We start from the raw sequence: 19,205 nt of genomic DNA on the forward strand, positions 1-19,205 counted from the left end.
TCAATTAACCGCAGTGCGGATGATGTGTCTAACCAGTTACTTTACAGCGAACTCTGGTACGGCATGATGTTGGAACGCAGCATCTGCTGGGTACCCAGACCGTAGTTAGAGCTCAGACCACGCAGCTCAATGTTGAAGCCGATGGAGTTGTCATATTTCGACTGCCCGCCGGTTGAACCGTTGTAATCCCAACCGTTGAGCTTGCGCTCGTAGCCGACGCGAATCGCGTAACAGCAGGAGTTGTACTGCACGCCCAGCATCTGATCGGCGGGACTGTGTGTGTTGGTGTCAAAGTAGTAGGCACCGACGACGGACCAGCGATCGACAATCGGCCAGCTGGCCGTTGCGCCCACCTGCGAGATACCGTTACGGTACTGCTCGGCGGTGGAGTAGGTCGGCAGCGTTGCCTGGATGTATTCCGGGCTGGCGTAGCGATAGGTCAACTGCACCAAACGTTCGTCATCCTGGCGGTATTCGATCGCCGAACTGCTGTTAGCGATGTTGTTCAGACGCGTATCGTACTGAATGCCGCCGCGCAGACCCCATTTGTCGCTGATGCGCCAGTAAGTATCGCCTGCCCATACCAGTGAACCCGTTTTGTTGTCTTTCTCCCAGTTAATGTTGTCATCACCGGTGCGAGACTCGGTGAAATAGTAGATTTGACCAACAGAAACGTTAAAACGTTCAACGGCGGCGTCATCATAAACACGTGATGTGACGCCGGTCGTGATCTGGTTTGCGGAGGCAATGCGGTCGAGACCACTGTAGGTACGATCGCGGAACAGGCCGGAATAGTCGGACTGCAGCAGCGTGGAGTCGTAGTTGTTGATCTTGCTCTGATCGCGGTACGGCACATACAGATACTGTACACGCGGCTCCAGCGTTTGAGTGTAGCCCGGGCTGAGCACCATATCGCGCTCGAATACCATCTTACCATCGACTTTCAGCTGCGGCATGGTGCGGCTGACGGAGCTTGCCAGCGGATTATGGCTGCTGTCGCTGTTGTAGTCGTCGATATTGGTCTGGTCATAGTGCGTTGCCAGCAGCTTGGCTTCGGTGTTCAGGCTACCCCAACGATTGCCCAGCGGCAGGTTGATGGTTGGCTCAAGGTGAACACGCGTCGCTTCTGGCAGGCTGCCGTTGGTGTTGACGAACTTCACCGCCTGGGCATAGACATGGGTGTCAAAAGGCCCTACGTCGTTCTGGTAGAAGTTAACATCCAGCTGTGGTTCAGCAGAATAGGAGTTGCTGTTCTGGCGGTCAAAGACCTGGAACTGTTTGGTCGACACAGTGGCGTCAAAGTTCTGCACCGCATAGCCTACGCTCAGCTTCTGCGTGGCATAGCCGTCGGTACTGGAACCGTACTTCGAGTCAAAGTCGTTGAAGTAGTCCGGATCGCTGACTTTGGTGTAGTCGATATTGAAGCGCCACACCTGATCCATCACCCCGGCATGACGCCAGTAGAACAGCCAGCGGCGGCTGTTATCGTCGCTCGGGTGGTCGTTAGAATAGACGCTGTCGGAAGGCAGATAGTCCAGCTCGAAAAGGCCTTGTCCGGCCTGGGTCAGATAGCGGAATTCGTTCTCCCACATAACGCCGCCGCGCTTATCCATGTAGTGCGGCGTGAGCGTCGCATCCATGTTTGGCGCGATGTTCCAGTAGTACGGCAGCATGAACTCGAAGCCGTTAGAACTGCCGTACTTGGCGTTGGGGATCAGGAAGCCTGAACGACGTTTGTCGCCAACCGGTAATTGCAGGTATGGACTATAGAACACCGGCACCGGGCCAATTTTGAAGCGAGCGTTCCAGATCTCGGCGACCTGTTCCTCGCGGTCATGGATCACTTCACTGCCGACCACGCTCCAGGTGTTAGAACCCGGCAGACAGGAGGTAAAGGTACCATTTTCCAGAATGGTATAGCGGTTTTCACCACGCTGTTTCATGACATCGGCGGTACCGCGGCCCTGACGGCCAACCATCTGGTAGTCGCCTTTCCAGACGTTGGTATCTTTGGTATTCAGGTTTGACCAGGCTTTTGGCCCTTTCAGAATCACCTGATTATCGTCATAGTGGACGTTGCCGAGCGCATCAACGGTGCGCACCGGCGTAGCCATACCCTCAGCCTGCTTTTGGTGCAGCTGAACTTCATCAGCCTGCAGGCGGCTATTACCCTGATTAATATCGATGTTGCCTTTAAATGAGGCATTATCCGGGTAGTTGCCATCAGCGTGGTCGGCCGTAATGGTGACAGGCTGCTCGTTTGTCGGGCCGCTCACCAGTGGACGATCGTAGCTCGGTATGCCAAGCATACATTGAGAGGCGAGATCGGCTGCCATTCCCTGCTGGCTGTACAAGGCGCTGGCGATCATGGTCGCGAGGAGAGTGGGAATACGTTTTTTCATACGTTGTATTTGTTGTTCCGTCATCTATAGCATTGCGGCATGCAAACGGTCAGAGACTAACGTACTCATCGTTCTCACGCTAGTTTTATCCTGCCCGTTCTCGCCAGAGGTGTTATGCACGGCATTGAATGACAGGTATGATAATGCATATTTTAGCCGCTGGCATGACGATTTGGGGAGTATATGCAGTATTGGGGAAAAGTGATTGGTGTGGCGGTTGCCCTGATGATGGGCGGTGGCTTCTGGGGCGTAGTCCTCGGGCTGCTCGTGGGTCACATGTTTGATAAGGCGCGCAGCCGTCGCGTGAACTGGTTTGCTAACCAACAGCAGCGTCAGTCGCTGTTTTTTGCGACCACGTTTGAAGTGATGGGGCACCTGACCAAATCGAAAGGGCGCGTGACGGAGGCGGATATTCATATTGCGAGTCTGTTTATGGACCGCATGAATCTGCACGGTGAGTCGCGCACGGCGGCGCAGCAGGCGTTTCGCGTCGGTAAGTCGGATAATTACCCGCTGCGCGAAAAGATGCGTCAATTCCGTAGCGTGTGTTTTGGGCGTTTCGATCTGATTCGGATGTTTCTTGAAATCCAGATTCAGGCGGCGTTTGCCGACGGATCGCTGCACCCGAACGAGCGCGACGTGCTGTACATCATTGCCGAAGAGCTGGGTATCTCCCGTGACCAGTTTGATCAGTTCCTGCGTATGATGCAGGGCGGCGCGCAGTTTGGCGGCGGCTATCATCAACACTCTCAGGGCGGTCAGGGTGGCGGCTGGCAGCAGGCGCAGCGCGGGCCGACGCTGGAGGATGCCTGCAACGTGCTGGGCGTGAAGCCGAGCGACGATGCCACGACCATCAAGCGCGCCTATCGTAAGCTGATGAGCGAACATCACCCGGATAAGCTGGTGGCGAAAGGGCTGCCGCCGGAGATGATGGAGATGGCCAAGCAGAAGGCGCAGGAAATTCAGAAGGCGTACGAGCTGATTAAAGAGCAGAAAGGGTTTAAGTAAGCGCCCGGCCCTGTCCCCAAAGGGGCAAGGGAGAAAACCGAAACCTGAAGCGCATGCGAACGGTTACCTCTCCCCTGCGGGGAGAGGTAAAACTGGCGCGGTCTAAAAATCCACTGGCGCCTTAAACGTCATGCTATTGCCAAACTTTGGATGCGTAATGGTTAACGTCTCGGCGTGCAGCTGCAACCGCGGCGCCATCGCCAGCGCCTCGTCGTGGGCGTAGAAGCGATCGCCGAGAATCGGGTGGCCCAGCGCCAGCATGTGCACGCGCAGCTGGTGAGAGCGCCCGGTAATCGGTTTGAGCTTCACCCGCGCGGTGTTATCCGCCGCATACTCCAGCACTTCATATTCCGTTTGCGCCGCCTTGCCGGTTTCATAGCACACTTTCTGCTTTGGCCGGTTCGGCCAGTCGCAAATCAGCGGTAAATCCACCAGACCTTCCTGCGGTTGCGGATGTCCCCACACGCGCGCCACGTACTGCTTTTTCGGCTCGCGCTCGCGGAACTGGCGCTTAAGCTCCCGTTCCGCAGCTTTGGTCAGGGCCACTACGATCACACCGCTGGTCGCCATATCCAGACGGTGTACGGACTCCGCCTGGGGATAATCGCGCTGCACGCGGGTCATGATGCTGTCTTTATGCTCCTCAAGACGGCCCGGGACGGACAACAAGCCGCTCGGCTTGTTGACCACCATAATGTGCTCATCCTGATAGAGAATAACCAGCCACGGGTCCTGCGGCGGATGGTAGTTTTCCATTCCCATAACGGCTCCGGTTACTGGTGAGTGACGACGATAAGACGCAGCGCGTCAAGACGCCATCCCGCCTGGGACAGGCTTTCCATCACCTGCTGACGGTTGCTTTCAATTGCCGAAAGCTCATCGTCGCGGATGTTCGGGTTCACCGCCTTCAGGGCTTCCAGACGCGACAGCTCGGCGCTGAGTTTCTCGTCCGCCTCTTCACGCGCGGCGGCAATCAGCGCCTGCGCGGCTTTCTCAATCTGCGCTTCGCCTTTTTGCAGGATTGTGTGCACATCCTGCTGCACCGCGTTCACCAGCTTGCTGCCGGTATGGCGATTCACCGCGCTGAGCTGACGGTTGAAGGTTTCAAACTCGACCTGCGCGGCGAGGTTGGTGCCATTTTTGTCGAGTAGCATACGCACCGGCGTCGGCGGCAAGAAGCGGTTGAGCTGCAGCTGCTTCGGCGCCTGAGCTTCCACCACGTAGATCAGCTCCAGCAGCAGCGTGCCGACCGGCAGCGCTTTGTTTTTCAGCAGCGAAAGGGTACTGCTGCCGGTGTCGCCGGAGAGGATCAGATCCAGCCCGTTGTGAATCAGCGGGTGTTCCCAGGTCAGGAACTGAGCGTCTTCGCGCGACAGGGCGATGTCTCGTTCGAAAGTGACCGTGCAGCCGTCTTCCGGCAGGCCCGGGAAGTCCGGCACCAGCATGTGGTCGGACGGCGTCAGGACGATCAGGTTCTCGCCGCGGTCGTCCTGGTTAATGCCGACGATGTCGAACAGGTTCATCGCGAAGGCGATCAGGTTGGTGTCGTCATCCTGCTCTTCAATGCTTTCTGCCAGCTTCTGCGCTTTTTCGCCGCCGTTGGAATGGATCTCCAGCAGACGGTCGCGGCCCTGTTCGAGCTGCGCCTTCAGCGCATCGTGCTGCTCGCGGCTGGATTTAATCAGCTCGTCGAAGCCTTCGGTGGTTTCCGGCGCGGCCAGATAGGTGATCAGCTGGTCGTGCACGCTGTCATAGATAGTACGACCGGTCGGGCAGGTATGTTCGAACGCATCCAGACCTTCGTGGTACCAGCGCACCAGCACGGACTGCGCGGTTTTCTCTAAATAAGGTACGTGGATCTGAATATCGTGCGCCTGGCCGATACGGTCCAGACGGCCAATACGCTGCTCCAGCAGGTCCGGGTTGAACGGCAGGTCGAACATCACCAGGTTGCTGGCGAACTGGAAGTTACGGCCTTCAGAGCCGATTTCCGAGCACAGCAGCACCTGCGCGCCGCTGTCTTCTTCGCCAAACCAGGCGGCGGCGCGGTCGCGTTCGATAATCGACATGCCTTCGTGGAACACGGCGGCACGGATGCCTTCACGCTCGCGCAGCACTTGCTCCAGCTGGAGCGCGGTAGCCGCTTTGGCGCAGATGACCAAAACCTTCTGGGAGCGATGGCTGGTCAGGTAGCCCATCAGCCACTCAACGCGCGGGTCGAAGTTCCACCAGGTGCCGGTATCGCCTTCAAACTCCTGATAAATCTGTTCCGGGTAGAGCATGTCGCGCGCGTGCTCTTCGGCGCTTTTGCGGGCGCCCATAATGCCGGAAACCTTAATTGCCGTCTGGTACTGCGCCGGCAGCGGCAGTTTGATGGTGTGCAGCTCGCGTTTCGGGAAGCCTTTCACGCCGTTACGGGTATTACGGAACAGCACGCGGCTGGTGCCGTGGCGGTCCATCAGCATGCTGATCAGCTCCTGGCGCGCAGCCTCGGAGCCTTCGCGATCGCTGTTGGCAGTTTGCAGCAGCGCTTCGATATCCTGCTCGCCAATCAGCTCGCCGAGCATGTTCAGCTCGTCGTTGCTGAGCTTATTCCCCGCCAGCAGCAGCGCCACGGCGTCGGCTACTGGACGGTAGTTTTTCTGTTCTTCGACAAACTGCTCAAAATCGTGGAAGCGGTTCGGGTCCAGCAGGCGCAGACGGGCAAAGTGGCTTTCCATTCCGAGTTGTTCCGGCGTTGCGGTCAGCAGCAGGACCCCCGGTACACGCTCGGCCAACTCTTCAATGGCCAGATATTCGCGACTTGGCGCGTCTTCGCTCCACACCAGGTGGTGCGCTTCGTCGACGACCATCAGATCCCACTCGGCGTCGCACAGATGCTCCAGGCGCTGTTTGTTGCGGCGCACGAAGTCCAGCGAGCAGATCACCAGCTGTTCGGTTTCAAACGGGTTGTAGGCATCGTGCTGGGCTTCGGCATAGCGCTCGTCGTCGAACAGCGCGAAGCGCAGGTTGAAGCGGCGCAGCATTTCAACCAGCCACTGATGTTGCAGGGTTTCCGGAACAATAATCAGCACGCGCTGAGCGGCGCCGGAGAGCAGCTGCTGGTGCAGGATCATCCCGGCTTCAATGGTTTTCCCTAAGCCCACTTCGTCTGCCAGCAGGACGCGCGGCGCATGACGACGGCCGACGTCATGGGCGATGTTGAGCTGATGGGGGATCAGGCTGGTGCGCTGGCCGCGCAGGCCGCTCCACGGCATGCGGTATTGCTCGCTCTGGTATTTACGCGCGCGGTAGCGCAGCGCAAATCGGTCCATACGGTCAATTTGCCCGGCAAAGAGACGGTCTTGCGGCTTGCTGAACACCAGTTTGCTGTCGAGCAGCACTTCGCGCAGCATCACGTTGGTTTCTTCGGTATCCAGGCGGGTGCCGATATATGCCAGCAGGCCATTTTCTTCTTTAACTTCATCAACGAGCAACTGCCAGCCTTCATGGCTTGTGATCGTGTCGCCGGGGTTGAACATTACGCGGGTCACGGGGGAGTCACTACGGGCGTACAGACGGTTCTCTCCGGTTGCCGGAAAGAGCAGGGTGACGGTGCGTGCATCCATTGCAACAACAGTACCAAGTCCCAGTTCGCTTTCTGTATCGCTGATCCAGCGTTGACCAAGTGTAAAAGGCATATATGTTCGGCTCTATCTTTAATAAATTGCAGGCAATATTCAGCCACCACCTGAAAGGAGGCGGCGAGTGAATTTGGTCCAGGAATGGAAAGGGCGCTATGGTACTGGATGGCGGGACGTTAGTCACCTGTCAAAACAACCCCAGTTGCCCCGTCACTATTGTAGCAAAATCGTCGTCAACAAAGGGGAGAATTCCTTCGGCGACGGGGGCTAATTGTTTGGTGAGATAGTGGTCGTAGTCGAGCGGCGACTGCTGGTAGTCCAGTGGCTCCGGGCCGTTGGTGGTCCAGACGTAGCGGATGCTACCGCGCTGCTGGTACTGCTGCGGACGTCCTAACCGCACGTTCTGTTCATCAGCAAGGCGCGCGGCGCGGACATGCGGCGGCACGTTGCGCTGATAGTCTGCAAGCGGACGCCGCAGCTGCTTGCGGTAGACTAACTGTTCATCCAGCTCGCCGTTCATCAGCTTATCAATGGTTTCGAGGATAAAATCCCGGTACGGTTCGTTGCGGAAGATGCGCAGATACAGCGCCTGCTGGAACTGCTGCGCCAGCGGTGTCCAGTCGGTGCGTACGGTCTCCAGCCCCTTATACATCATCCGCTGCTTGTCGCCGTCCTGAATCATCCCGGCATAGCGTTTCTTGCTGCCGGTATCGGCACCGCGAATGGTCGGCATCAGGAAACGGCAAAAGTGGGTTTCAAACTCCAGTTCCAGCGCGCTGGTCAGCCCGCTTTTTTGCAGCTCGTCGGCCCACCATTGGTTCACGAAGCCGACCAGCGCGCGGCCAATGGTTGCTGCCTCTTCTTCGCCATGTGCGCGTTTGAGCCAGACGAAGGTGGAGTCAGTATCGCCGTAAATCACGTCATAGCCCTGAGACTCAATCAGCGCCCTGGTCTGGCGCATGATCGCGTGGCCGCGCATGGTGATAGATGACGCCAGGCGCGGATCGAAAAAGCGGCAAGCGCTGGTGCCCAGCACGCCATAGAAGGCGTTCATAATGATCTTTAGCGCCTGAGAAAGCGGCTTATTTTTCTGCTGTTTGGCTTCATCACGGGCGTGCCAGATCTGGCTGACGATCCCTGGCAGACAGTGTTTGTCACGCGAAAACCAGGCATCCAGAAAACCTTCGGTACTGTGCGCCGCATCGGGGTGCGCCATCCCTTCAATCAGCCCTACCGGATCGATCAGGAAAGAACGGATGATCGACGGGTACAGGCTTTTGTAGTCGAGGACCAGTACCGAGTCGTACAAGCCGGGGCGGGAGTCCATGACATAACCGCCGGGGCTGGCCTGCGGCGGCACTTCGCCGAAATTCGGCGCGACGTAGCCGAGGCGATGCATCCGCGGAAAATAGAGGTGGCTGAAAGCCGCGACCGAACCGCCGTGCCGATCGACCGCCAGGCCGTTGACCGTGGCGCGCTCCAGTAAAAAAGGCATGATCTCGGTCTGGTGGAAGATGCGCGTCACCAGCTCGCAGTCTTTGAGGTTATAGGTCGCCAGTGCGGGCTTATCTTCGGCGAAACGGCGGTCAATTTCGTCCATTCGGTCCCATGGGTTATCTATCGCCTTGCCTTCGCCCAGCAGCTCGCGGGCGACGTTCTCCAGCGAAAACGAGGTGAAGTTCCAGAAGGCGGATTTCAGCGCCTCGATGCCGTCGATAATCAGCCGCCCTGCGGCCTGAGCGAAGAATACGCCGTTCTTAAAGCCGTGTTCACGCCACTCCAGTTCGCTGCCGCCGCGCCCGAGCAATAGCGGCACTTTGTAGCGTTCGGCGCTTTTTTGCAGTACGCGCAGGTCGAACTGCACGACGTTCCAGCCAATCAGCACGTCCGGGTCATGTTCGGCAAACCAGGCGTTGAGTTTTTCCAGCAGCAGCGGGCGGCTGGCGACATATTCGAGATGAAAATCGACCTGCGGCGGCTGCGCGGGCGGGCTGCCGAGCATGTAGACGGTGCGTTGCCCGCAGCCTTCCAGCCCGATGCAGTACAGTTCGCCGTGGCGGCTGGTTTCGATATCCAGCGACACCCATTTCAGCGGCGGGCGGTACTCGGGGTGCGGCTTCATGCGTGCGTTACGCAGCCCGGTTGCCGATTTTTCGCCTTCAACCCACACGGGGGCGGTGATAAAGCGCTCCATCAGATAGCGCTCCGGCGGGCGGATATCGGCTTCGTAGACGGTGATGCCGTTCTCGCGGAGCACTTTTTCCAGCCGCATGAGCTGGCGATGGGCGCGGCAGTACAGGCCGAAAACCGGCTGACGGTGGAAATCTTTGAGGGCCAGCGGGGCTACCCGTACGCCGTTTTCGCCGTGCAGCAGGCGTTCAACCTGCGTACGCTGAGATTCAGGGATAAATGCAACAGATTCCTGCGGCGGCAGGGTGACCTGTAGCGGGCCGTCGTCGGTCGCCAGCCAGAAAGCCAGTTCAGTGCCCTGCGGCGTATCCCGCCAGTGGCGGGTGAGTAAAAAACCGGCTTGTGGCTGCGTCACGCGTGCTCTCATCAACAAAAAACCAGGCTTGAGTATAGCCTGGTTTAGATAAAGAAGCTGGTGTTTTATACAGGTGTCGCCGGGGGATTCCGGAGTAGGCTGCGCCTCGTCCAGGCTACTGCCCGTAATACGCTTTCGCGCCGTGCTTGCGCAGATAGTGCTTATCCAGCAGCGTCTGCTGCATCTCCGGTAACTGCGGCGCCAACTGGCGGCAGAAGATGCCCATATAGGCGATCTCTTCCAGCACGATGGCGTTATGCACCGCGTCTTCGGCGTTTTTCCCCCACGCGAACGGGCCATGAGAGTGGACCAGTACGCCGGGCATTTGCGCCGGATCAATGCCGTTATCACGGAAGGTTTCGACAATGACCGCGCCGGTTTCCCATTCGTAGTCGCCGTTGATTTCTTCATCGGTCATCAGGCGAGTGCAGGGCACCGGGCCGTAAAAATAGTCGGCGTGGGTGGTCCCTGTCGCCGGAATTGGCTGCCCGGCCTGCGCCCAGATGGTGGCGTGACGCGAGTGGGTGTGCACGATGCCGCCGAGCGTTGGAAACGCCTGATACAGCAGGCGATGAGTCGGTGTATCGGAGGATGGCTTTTTGTTGCCTTCCACCACTTCTCCGGTTTCCAGGCTGACCACCACCATATCTTCGGCGGTCATCACGCCGTAATCAACGCCGGACGGCTTAATCACCAGCAGGCCACGCTCGCGGTCGACGGCACTGACGTTGCCCCAGGTGAGGGTGACCAGATTGTGTTTTGGCAGCGCCAGATTAGCGTTCAGGACCTGGCGTTTGAGTTCTTCTAACATGTTTTGCTCCGAGTCTGAATTTCCCTCACCCCGACCCTCTCCCATAGGGAGAGGGGGAAGGGCGGAGTCTGTGCCCGATTGGTTCCCTCTCCCCGTTAGTGAGGGGGAAGGGCGGAGTTCTCGCTCGATCGGTCCCCTCTCCCGTTGGGAGAGGGTTAGGGTGAGGGGGAAAGCGGCTTAACGTTTGGACCCGTAATACACTTCGTTCCAGCGCAGCGCGTCTTTAAAGGCCGGCATGCGGGTGTCGTTGTCGATCACCGCAATTTCGATATCATGCAGCTCGGCGAACTGGCGCATATCGTCTAGCGTCAGCGCGTGGCTGAACACGGTGTGGTGCGCACCGCCCGCAACGATCCACGCTTCAGACGCGGTTTCGAGGTTTGGATGCGCTTTCCACAGGGCGTTCGCTACCGGCAGCTTCGGCAGATCGTGCGGGGTTTTTACGGTTTCAATGGTGTTAACCAGCAGGCGATAGCGATCGCCGAGATCGATCATGCTGGCGACGATCGCCGGGCCGGTTTGGGTGTTGAAGATCAGACGCGCCGGATCGGCCTTGCCGCCGATGCCGAGGTGCTGGACGTCGAGCAGCGGTTTCTCTTCCACCGCGATAGACGGGCACACTTCCAGCATGTGTGAGCCGAGCACCAGGTCGTTACCGCCGTTAAAGTGGTAGGTGTAGTCTTCCATAAATGAGGTGCCGCCCTGTAGACCGGTCGACATCACTTTCATAATGCGAAGCAGGGCGGCGGTTTTCCAGTCGCCTTCGCCCGCAAAGCCATAGCCTTGCTGCATCAGGCGCTGCACGGCGAGGCCCGGGAGCTGTTTCAGGCCGTGCAAATCTTCAAAGGTGGTGGTGAAGGCGTGGAAGCCGCCTTCTTCGAGGAAGCGCTTCATGCCCAGCTCGATGCGTGCGGCGTCCAGCACGTTCTGGCGCTTGTCGCCGTGAATCTGGGTAGCCGGAGTGAAGCGGTAGCTGCTTTCGTATTCGTCAATCAGCGCGCTGATTTCACCGTCGGTAACTGCGTTGACGACCTGCACCAGGTCGCCCACCGCCCAGGTGTTCACGGAGAAACCGAACTTGATCTGCGCCGCGACTTTATCGCCGTCGGTGACCGCCACTTCACGCATGTTGTCGCCAAAGCGGCACACTTTCAGCTGACGAGTATCAATCTTAGAGACCGCCTGGCGCATCCATGAGCCAATGCGCTCTTGCGCATGTTTGTCCTGCCAGTGGCCGGTGACCACGCTGTGCTGTTGACGCATGCGTGCGCCGATGAAACCGAACTCGCGGCCGCCGTGTGCGGTCTGGTTCAGGTTCATAAAGTCCATATCGATGCTGTCCCACGGCAGCGCCGCGTTGAACTGGGTATGGAATTGCAGCAGCGGTTTATTGAGGATGGCGAGGCCGTTGATCCACATCTTCGCCGGAGAGAAGGTGTGCAGCCAGACGATCAGACCAGCACATTTCTGGTCGTAGTTCGCGTCGTGGCAGATGGCGGTGATTTCGTCCGGGCGGGTACCCAGCGGCTTCAGCACCAGTTTGCACGGTAGTTTCCCTTCGGCGTTTAAGGCATTGACCACGTGCTCCGCGTTTTGCGTCACCTGACGCAGCGTTTCCGGCCCATACAGGTGCTGGCTACCAATGACAAACCACACTTCATAATTATCAAAAACGGTCATGTTCGTATCCTTTAATGAGTCAGGGCTGCGCGGGTAGCGGCGGTTTTTTCCGACGAAGCAGCAGGGAGATAATGGTGTTCAGCGCTTTCGGCCCATTGCTGGTAGCGCTGATAGAGTTCTTCAAAGCGTGCAGCCTGCGCCGGGCGTGGCTGTAAGGTATGTTCTACGCGGCTGGCCATTTTGCCCTGCGCGGTCGGGATATCGGCGTAAACGCCGGCGGCTACCGCGGCGAAGATAGCCGCACCCAGCGCGCAGCATTGGTCGGAGGCGACGATTTGCAGCGGACGATTCAGCACGTCGCAGCAGGCCTGCATGATGACGCGGTTTTTACGCGCGATGCCGCCCAGCGCCATGACGTTGTTCACTGCAATACCCTGGTCGGTGAAGCACTCCATGATGGCTCGCGCGCCGAAGGCGGTGGCGGCAATCAGCCCGCCAAACAGTGCCGGAGCGTCGGTGGCGAGGTTTAAATCAGTAATGACCCCTTTCAGGCGCTGATTCGCGTTCGGGGTGCGGCGACCATTAAACCAGTCGAGCACCACCGGGAGATGGTCGAGCGACGGGTTAGCGGCCCAGGCTTCGGTCAATGCAGGTAACAGCTGTTTCTGGCTGGCTTTGATCTGCTCTTTCAGCTCCGGGTGCTGTGCGGCAAGCTGCTCCAGCGGCCAGCCAAGTACGCGACCAAACCAGGCATAGATGTCGCCGAATGCGGATTGACCTGCCTCCATACCGATAAAGTCCGGCACCACGCTACCGTCCACCTGGCCGCAGATACCTTTCACGGTACGGTTGCCAACGCTCTGTTTATCAGCAATCAGAATGTCGCAGGTTGAAGTGCCAATGACTTTCACCAGCGCATTAGGCTGTGCGCCTGCGCCAACCGCGCCCATATGGCAGTCGAACGCGCCGCCGGAAATAGCGACTTGGGTAGAAAGCCCCAGGCGCTCCGCCCATTCGGCGGTTAGCGTGCCGACCGGCACGTCGGCAGTCCAGGTTTCGTTAAACAGCGGGCAGGGCAGATGCTGGTTGATAATGGGATCCAGTTCGTCGAAGAACGACGCCGGCGGCAGGCCGCCCCAGCTTTCGTGCCACAGCGATTTATGCCCGGCACTGCAGCGACCGCGACGGATATCCTGCGGGCGGGTGGTGCCGGAAAGCAGCGCGGGAACCCAGTCGCACAGCTCAATCCACGATGCTGCGGCTTGCGCCACGGCGGGGTCTTCGCGAGTGACATGAAGAATCTTGGCCCAGAACCATTCGCTGGAGTAAATACCGCCAATATAGCGAGAGTAATCTTCTTTGCCCGGCTGGTGGCACAGGCGGGTGATGGCCTCTGCCTCTTCTACTGCGGTGTGATCTTTCCACAGTACGAACATGGCGTTCGGGTTGTCGGCGAACGCCTCTTTCAGCGCCAGCACGTTGCCGTCGGCGTCAATCGGCGCCGGGGTGGAGCCGGTGCTGTCAACGCCGATGCCGACCACGTCCGCGCGCTGGGCGCTGGAAAGCTCGGCCAGCACGCCCTTCAGCGCCGCTTCCATGGATTCAATATAGTCGCGCGGGTGGTGGCGGAAACGGTTGTTCGGCGCGTCGCAGAAACGCCCTTCCTGCCAGCGCGGATACCACTCAACGCTGGTCGCGATTTCTTCCCCCGTCGCGCAATCTACTGCCAGGGCGCGGACTGAGTCACTGCCAAAATCGAGGCCAATTGCGATTGCCATCGTGTTACTCCATCTCAATGAAAACGTGATAGTGAAACAGTAGATATCCCCGCAAAAAAACGTCAGGCTGGAACCGCTAATCTTATGGATGATCTTGCTGTGACCTCACAAAGTGTGACGCCGTGCAAATAATCAATGTGGACTTTTCTGTCGTCTTTATAGACACTTCAGTTGTGGTTATGAGCCGGCTTCTCTTCCGGCTTTATTCTCTAAGTGCCTTGAAATAACAGGGTTGACAGCCGCGTCGGTTCTGTTATTCATTGAGCGCGGCGGCCGTGCCGATAAAAAGCCGAATATGGATAATTGGTTTCTTTAAATATCAGTGAGAGCGTGCAGAAATGGCTGAAATGCAAAACGATCCCCTGCTGCCTGGTTATTCCTTTAACGCCCATCTGGTGGCGGGGTTAACGCCGATTGAAGCCGGTGGTTACCTGGACTTTTTCATCGACCGACCGCTGGGCATGAAGGGGTTTATTCTGAACCTGACGGTGCGCGGTGAAGGGGTGATTGAAAACCAGGGTAAGCAGTTTGTCTGCCGCCAGGGGGACATGCTGCTGTTCCCGCCGGGCGAAATTCACCACTATGGACGTCACCCGGACGCCAGCGAGTGGTATCATCAGTGGGTCTATTTCCGCCCGCGAGCCTACTGGCACGAGTGGCTAAACTGGCCCGCCATCGTGGCGCAAACCGGTTTTTATCGCCCGGATGAAGCGCACCAGAGCGAAATTTCCGAGCTGTTCGGTAAAATTATCGACGCCGGACAGGGCGTAGGGCGCTATTCCGAACTGCTGGCCATCAACCTGCTTGAGCAACTGCTGCTGCGGCGCATGGAGGCGATCAACGAATCGCTGCATCCGCCCATGGATAACCGCGTACGCGATGCCTGCCAGTACATCAGCGATCATCTTGCCGATAGTCAGTTTGATATTGCCAGCGTGGCCCAGCACGTCTGCCTGTCGCCATCAAGGCTGTCGCATCTTTTCCGGCAGCAACTGGGCGTTAGCGTGCTGAGCTGGCGTGAGGATCAGCGCATCAGCCAGGCCAAGCTGCTGCTGAGCACCACGCGCATGCCGATTGCCAGCGTCGGGCGCAATGTCGGCTTTGAAGATCAGCTCTATTTCTCCCGGGTCTTTAAAAAATGTACCGGTGCCAGCCCCAGCGAATTCCGCGCTGGCTGTGAATAAAAAGTAAAGAAAAGGAAATGCACTGTGTCGGCTTTTGTCTTTGCCAGTAAACTATTTAGACAATTGATGGCTTGACGATGCAGAGGGGGCTCTGGAGAATCCCTGCTTCGTTTTCAAACCGGGCACACTATGCAAGCATTGCTGGAACACTTTATTACGCAGTCCACGACCTACTCGCTGATTGCGGTGGCGCTGGTGGCGTTTCTGGAATCACTGGCGTTAGTGGGGCTGATTTTGCCGGGCACCGTGATGATGGCAGGCCTGGGCGCGCTTATTGGCGGCGGCGAGGTGAACTTCTGGCAGGCGTGGCTGGCGGGGATCGTGGGCTGCCTGCTGGGTGATTGGATCTCCTTCTGGCTGGGTTGGCGCTTTAAAAAGCCGCTGCACCGCTGGTCGTTTATGAAGAAAAACAAAGCGCTGCTCGATAAAACCGAATACGCGCTGCATCAGCACAGTATGTTTACGATTCTGGTTGGCCGCTTTATTGGGCCCACACGCCCCGTGGTGCCCATGGTGGCGGGCATGCTCGACCTGCCGATTGCCCGGTTTATTCCCCCGAATATCATTGGTTGCCTGCTGTGGCCGCCACTCTATTTCCTGCCGGGGATCCTCGCCGGCGCGGCGATTGATATTCCCGCCGATGAAAATAGCGCCAGCTTTAAGTGGCTGCTGCTGGCGGCGGCGTTGCTGTTGTGGCTCGGCGCGTGGCTGTGCTGGCGACTGTGGCGTAGCGCAAAGGAGAATCACGACCGTCTCAGCAACGTGCTGACGCGTCAGCGTTTACTGATTCTGGCGCCGCTGATTCTGGGAGTTGGCGTGGTGGCGCTGGTCAGCGTGATTCGCCATCCGCTGATGCCGGTGTATATCGAGATTTTGCGTAAGGTGGTCGGGCTGTAACGTGCCTGATGGCGGCTACGTGCGTACCCATTTGTAGGCCGGATAAGGCGTAGCCGCCATCCGGCAATCCCTCACTCAGCGATACCTAACAATGCCGAAGCGCTGGCCTTACCGCTCAGCAGCGCTTCGGTCTTACCATCCCAGGCGATTCGCCCTTCCGCCACCACCATTGCTCGCGCCGCAATTCGCGCCGCGTCTTCAACGCTGTGCGACACCATCAGCAGCGTCAGATTCTGGCGCTGACACACGTCGTCGACTAATTGCAGCATCTCCTGACGTAGCGCCGGATCGAGCGCGGAAAAGGGTTCGTCCAGTAGCAGAATGGGTTGCTGCCGCACCAGGCAACGGGCCAGCGCGGCGCGTTGGCGCTGGCCGCCGGAAAGCTCGCCCGGTAGCCTTTCCAGCATTGATTCAATCCCCATTTGCCCGGCGATGACCTGTAGCCTGCGTTGCTGATCGTCGGTGAGCTTGAGGCGCGGGCTCATCCCCAGGCTGATGTTCTGGCGCACCGTCAGGTGGCTGAAGAGATTATTTTCCTGAAACAGCATCGACACCGGTCGCTGGGACGGCGGCGTATGCGTATGGACGCGGCCTTCCAGCATGATGGTGCCGCTGGCGGGCGTCAGAAATCCAGCGATCAGATTGAGCAGCGTCGATTTCCCCGCGCCGCTTGGGCCGAGCACCGCAATTTTCTCGCCCTGGGCAATCGTGGCGCTAAAGCGCATCGGCAGGTGCTGATACAGCCAGGTCACATCATTCAGTTTTAGCATGGCGTCCGGGTAACTTTTCAATCACGGTAAAGAGCAGGAAGCAGAGCAGTAACAGTATCAGCGCCGTCACCGCGCCGTCCTGACTGCGGTAGGCGCCAATCTGCTGGTAAAGATAAAACGGCAGCGTGCGGAAATTCTCGTTGCCGAATAACGCCACCACGCCGAAATCGCCGATCGACAGCACGCAGGCAAACGCCAGCGCTTGCGCCAGCGGTCTTTTGAGCGCGCGTAATTCAATTACCCGCAGGCGAGTAAACCCGCTAAGCCCCAGCGACTCGCAGAGAATGCTGTAGCGTGCAGTGATGTCGCGCATCGGCGTTTCCAGCACCTTCAGCGCGTAGGGTACCGCCATCAGCGCGTTGGTGAAGATGACAATCCCGTCGGCGGAGTCGGGCAGGCCGATGGTGTTATTAAGCAGCAGGAAGAAGCCGGTGGCCAGCACGATGCCCGGCATCGCGAGAATCAGCATCCCGCTCAGTTCCATCGTCTGACCGGCCAGCGGCTGGTTACGCGCCCGCAGCTCGCGACTGCTCCACAGCAGCATCATGGTCAGCGTCACGCTAAGCAGACCTGCGGCGAGAGCAATACGCAGCGACGTGCCCAGCGCCTGCCACAGGATTGGCTGCGTAAATACGGACAGCATCGATGGATGAATGCCATCGATGACCACCGCCAGCAGCGGCGGCAGCAGTAACAGCAGGGTCAGGAAGATAAGTACACCATCGGCGATGCGGCTGTGCCAGCGATCGTCCGGGTCACGCCAGCCTTGAATCTGGCTATTGCCCACCGCAATGGCCCGGCTCATACGCTGGCTAAGCAGCACCAGCGCCAGACAGCAGGTCATCTGAATCAACGCCAGCATTGCCGCTCGCGCCGGATCGTAATCAAAGTTCAGCGCCTGGTAGATCGCCAGCTCAATGGTAGTGGCGGAAGGCCCGCCGCCCAGCGACAGCACGGTGGCGAAGCTGGCGAAGCAGAGCATAAAAATCAGCGTGGCGATGGGCAGAATCTGTCGCCGCATCCAGGGCCATTCCACGTAGCGGAAGAACGGGTAGCCGCGCATTCCAAGCTGAGCGGCAAGCTGGCGCTGCTCGCCGGGGATTTGCTCCAGCGCTTGCAGCAGCAGACGGGTCGCCATCGGCATGTTGAAAAAGACGTGCGCCAGCAGAATGCCTTGCAGGCCGTAGGGGGAGAAATTCCACTGCCAGCCGAGCCAGGCATACAGTTGCGCCAGCCATCCCTGACGGCCATAGACGGTCAGAATGCCGAAGACGGCGACCAGCACCGGCAGGATGAGGGTCATCGCGCACAGGCGCAGCAACAGTTGACGGCCGGGGAAACGGCGTCGATAGAGCGCGCGGGCAAGGAAAATGGCGGGCAGCACCGATAACAGCGCAGAGAGAAACGCCTGCCAGAAGGAGAAGCGCACCACGTGCCACAGATAGCTATCGCCGAGCAGCGTTGACCACGACGTTTCGGGGGCGTTTAGCCACAGCGCCAGAAAAGCCGCCAGAGCGACGGCCACCATCAATGTGGTGGCCGTGAGCCCAGGGTAGAGCCAACCCGGAATTAGCGGCTGGCGGCGCGGAGCCATGTATTAATCCAGTTTTGACGTTCGCTGGCGACCTGCTGTGGCGTGAACTCAAGCGAGGTCTGCGGTTTCACCAGGCTGTTAAAACCTTCCGGCAGCGCAACCTGGGTTACCGGATACATCCAGTTGCCGGTCGGGATGGCGTTCTGGAAAGCTGGAGAGACCATAAATTGCAGGAATTTGTCCGCCAGTTTTTGCTGCTTGCTGGCCGCGGTTTTTGCCGCCACTTCGACTTGCAGGTAATGGCCTTCGGCAAACGGCGCCGCCGCGTAGTTGTCTTTCTTCTCTTCAATGATGTGATAGGCCGGGGAGGTGGTATAGCTCAGCACCAGGTCGCCTTCCCCTTTCAGGAACAGGCCGTAGGCTTCGCTCCAGCCTTTGGTAACGGTGACGGTCTTCGCCGCCAGTTTCTGCCAGGCTTCCGGCGCTTTATCGCCGTACACTTTTTGCATCCACAGCAGCAGGCCTAAGCCTGGCGTGCTGGTGCGCGGATCCTGGTAGATAACGCGCCATTTCTGGTCGCTCTCCACCAGCTCTTTCAGGCTTTTCGGCGGGTTTTTCAGCTTGTTTTTATCGTAGACGAAAGCGAAGTAGCCATAGTCGAATGGCACAAAGGTGTCGTTGTTCCAGCCGCCCGGCACGTTGACGGCGCTGGCCGGAACGTTACTTTTGGCGAACAGTTTGGTGTCGGTCGCGGCCTGTAAGAGGTTGTTATCCAGCCCCAGCACGACGTCCGCTTTGCTATTTTTCCCTTCCATGCGCAGACGGTTGAGCAGCGAGACGCCATCTTCCAGCGCCACGAATTTCAACTCGCAGTCGCAGTCGGCTTCGAACGCTTTTTTCACCGCCGGGCCTGGGCCCCAATCGGCAGCAAAGGAGTCGTAGGTATAGACCGTCAGCACGGGTTTTGCGAACGCGGGCGCGGTAACCAGCACCAGCAGGGGGAGTAATTTCTTGAGCACTTTGCACCTCAGTA

13 protein-coding genes are annotated in these 19,205 nt (G+C 58.6%); 3 read left to right on the top strand and 10 right to left on the bottom strand.

What is annotated here, in order from left to right; all coding sequences use genetic code 11:
* Positions 1 to 41: 41 nt before the first annotated feature.
* On the bottom strand, positions 42 to 2,402 hold the full coding sequence (gene lptD / locus NNN71_RS03830; protein WP_271457909.1) for an LPS assembly protein LptD: 2,361 nt from the start codon (positions 2,400 to 2,402) through the stop codon (positions 42 to 44).
* 183 nt (positions 2,403 to 2,585) lie between these two features.
* On the opposite strand from lptD, the gene djlA reads away from it, so the two are divergent.
* Positions 2,586 to 3,410 (top strand): co-chaperone DjlA, encoded by an 825-nt coding sequence (gene djlA / locus NNN71_RS03835; RefSeq protein WP_163448241.1) that lies wholly within the window; start codon positions 2,586 to 2,588, stop codon positions 3,408 to 3,410.
* Positions 3,411 to 3,512: 102 nt separating this feature from the next.
* On the opposite strand, the gene rluA is transcribed toward djlA, so the two are convergent.
* From rluA to araB, 6 genes are all read right to left on the bottom strand, one after another.
* Positions 3,513 to 4,172, bottom strand: coding sequence for a bifunctional tRNA pseudouridine(32) synthase/23S rRNA pseudouridine(746) synthase RluA (gene rluA / locus NNN71_RS03840; protein WP_163448242.1), 660 nt, complete (start codon positions 4,170 to 4,172; stop codon positions 3,513 to 3,515).
* Positions 4,173 to 4,183: 11 nt separating this feature from the next.
* A complete protein-coding gene (gene rapA / locus NNN71_RS03845; RefSeq protein ID WP_271457910.1) occupies positions 4,184 to 7,090 on the bottom strand; it encodes an RNA polymerase-associated protein RapA in 2,907 nt (968 codons plus the stop codon).
* Between the two features lie 130 nt (positions 7,091 to 7,220).
* Positions 7,221 to 9,578, bottom strand: coding sequence for a DNA polymerase II (polB, locus tag NNN71_RS03850; protein WP_271457911.1), 2,358 nt, complete (start codon positions 9,576 to 9,578; stop codon positions 7,221 to 7,223).
* 115 nt (positions 9,579 to 9,693) lie between these two features.
* The gene (araD, locus tag NNN71_RS03855; RefSeq protein ID WP_167576821.1) at positions 9,694 to 10,389 is read right to left on the bottom strand and encodes an L-ribulose-5-phosphate 4-epimerase; all 696 of its coding nucleotides are present in this window, start codon (positions 10,387 to 10,389) and stop codon (positions 9,694 to 9,696) included.
* Positions 10,390 to 10,566: 177 nt separating this feature from the next.
* Positions 10,567 to 12,069 (bottom strand): L-arabinose isomerase, encoded by a 1,503-nt coding sequence (gene araA / locus NNN71_RS03860; protein ID WP_271457912.1) that lies wholly within the window; start codon positions 12,067 to 12,069, stop codon positions 10,567 to 10,569.
* 11 nt (positions 12,070 to 12,080) lie between these two features.
* The gene (gene araB / locus NNN71_RS03865; protein ID WP_271457913.1) at positions 12,081 to 13,787 is read right to left on the bottom strand and encodes a ribulokinase; all 1,707 of its coding nucleotides are present in this window, start codon (positions 13,785 to 13,787) and stop codon (positions 12,081 to 12,083) included.
* A 338-nt stretch (positions 13,788 to 14,125) separates the two neighbouring features.
* On the opposite strand from araB, the gene araC reads away from it, so the two are divergent.
* Both araC and NNN71_RS03875 read left to right on the top strand, forming a co-directional pair.
* Positions 14,126 to 14,971, top strand: coding sequence for an arabinose operon transcriptional regulator AraC (araC, locus tag NNN71_RS03870; protein WP_163448247.1), 846 nt, complete (start codon positions 14,126 to 14,128; stop codon positions 14,969 to 14,971).
* Between the two features lie 129 nt (positions 14,972 to 15,100).
* A complete protein-coding gene (locus NNN71_RS03875; protein WP_163448248.1) occupies positions 15,101 to 15,868 on the top strand; it encodes a DedA family protein in 768 nt (255 codons plus the stop codon).
* Positions 15,869 to 15,939: 71 nt separating this feature from the next.
* Here NNN71_RS03875 and thiQ read toward each other — a convergent pair whose 3' ends face one another.
* Genes thiQ through thiB form a run of 3 tightly spaced genes read right to left on the bottom strand, consistent with a single transcriptional unit; the run spans position 15,940 to position 19,191 of the window.
* A complete protein-coding gene (gene thiQ / locus NNN71_RS03880) occupies positions 15,940 to 16,638 on the bottom strand; it encodes a thiamine ABC transporter ATP-binding protein ThiQ (RefSeq protein WP_163448249.1) in 699 nt (232 codons plus the stop codon).
* Positions 16,622 to 18,232, bottom strand: coding sequence for a thiamine/thiamine pyrophosphate ABC transporter permease ThiP (gene thiP, locus NNN71_RS03885; protein WP_271457914.1), 1,611 nt, complete (start codon positions 18,230 to 18,232; stop codon positions 16,622 to 16,624). Before thiP ends, thiQ begins: the two co-directional genes overlap by 17 nt.
* Complete coding sequence (gene thiB / locus NNN71_RS03890) at positions 18,208 to 19,191, bottom strand: thiamine ABC transporter substrate binding subunit (protein WP_163448251.1); 984 nt, start codon at positions 19,189 to 19,191, stop codon at positions 18,208 to 18,210. Before thiB ends, thiP begins: the two co-directional genes overlap by 25 nt.
* Between the last annotated feature and the right edge of the window lie 14 nt (positions 19,192 to 19,205).

This window comes from Kluyvera sp. Awk 3 (genome assembly GCF_028069715.1).
Classification (GTDB): domain Bacteria; phylum Pseudomonadota; class Gammaproteobacteria; order Enterobacterales; family Enterobacteriaceae; genus Kluyvera; species Kluyvera georgiana_A.

What these genes read in the sequence shown, in the direction of transcription:
- thiQ (WP_163448249.1), bottom strand. Translation starts at nt 16,638, where the DNA reads ATGCTAAAACTGAATGATGTGACCTGGCTGTATCAGCACCTGCCGATG.
- djlA (WP_163448241.1), top strand. Translation starts at nt 2,586, where the DNA reads ATGCAGTATTGGGGAAAAGTGATTGGTGTGGCGGTTGCCCTGATGATG.
- araD (WP_167576821.1), bottom strand. Translation starts at nt 10,389, where the DNA reads ATGTTAGAAGAACTCAAACGCCAGGTCCTGAACGCTAATCTGGCGCTG.
- araC (WP_163448247.1), top strand. Translation starts at nt 14,126, where the DNA reads ATGGCTGAAATGCAAAACGATCCCCTGCTGCCTGGTTATTCCTTTAAC.
- thiP (WP_271457914.1), bottom strand. Translation starts at nt 18,232, where the DNA reads ATGGCTCCGCGCCGCCAGCCGCTAATTCCGGGTTGGCTCTACCCTGGG.
- rapA (WP_271457910.1), bottom strand. Translation starts at nt 7,090, where the DNA reads ATGCCTTTTACACTTGGTCAACGCTGGATCAGCGATACAGAAAGCGAA.
- araA (WP_271457912.1), bottom strand. Translation starts at nt 12,069, where the DNA reads ATGACCGTTTTTGATAATTATGAAGTGTGGTTTGTCATTGGTAGCCAG.
- NNN71_RS03875 (WP_163448248.1), top strand. Translation starts at nt 15,101, where the DNA reads ATGCAAGCATTGCTGGAACACTTTATTACGCAGTCCACGACCTACTCG.
- rluA (WP_163448242.1), bottom strand. Translation starts at nt 4,172, where the DNA reads ATGGGAATGGAAAACTACCATCCGCCGCAGGACCCGTGGCTGGTTATT.
- araB (WP_271457913.1), bottom strand. Translation starts at nt 13,787, where the DNA reads ATGGCAATCGCAATTGGCCTCGATTTTGGCAGTGACTCAGTCCGCGCC.
- lptD (WP_271457909.1), bottom strand. Translation starts at nt 2,402, where the DNA reads ATGAAAAAACGTATTCCCACTCTCCTCGCGACCATGATCGCCAGCGCC.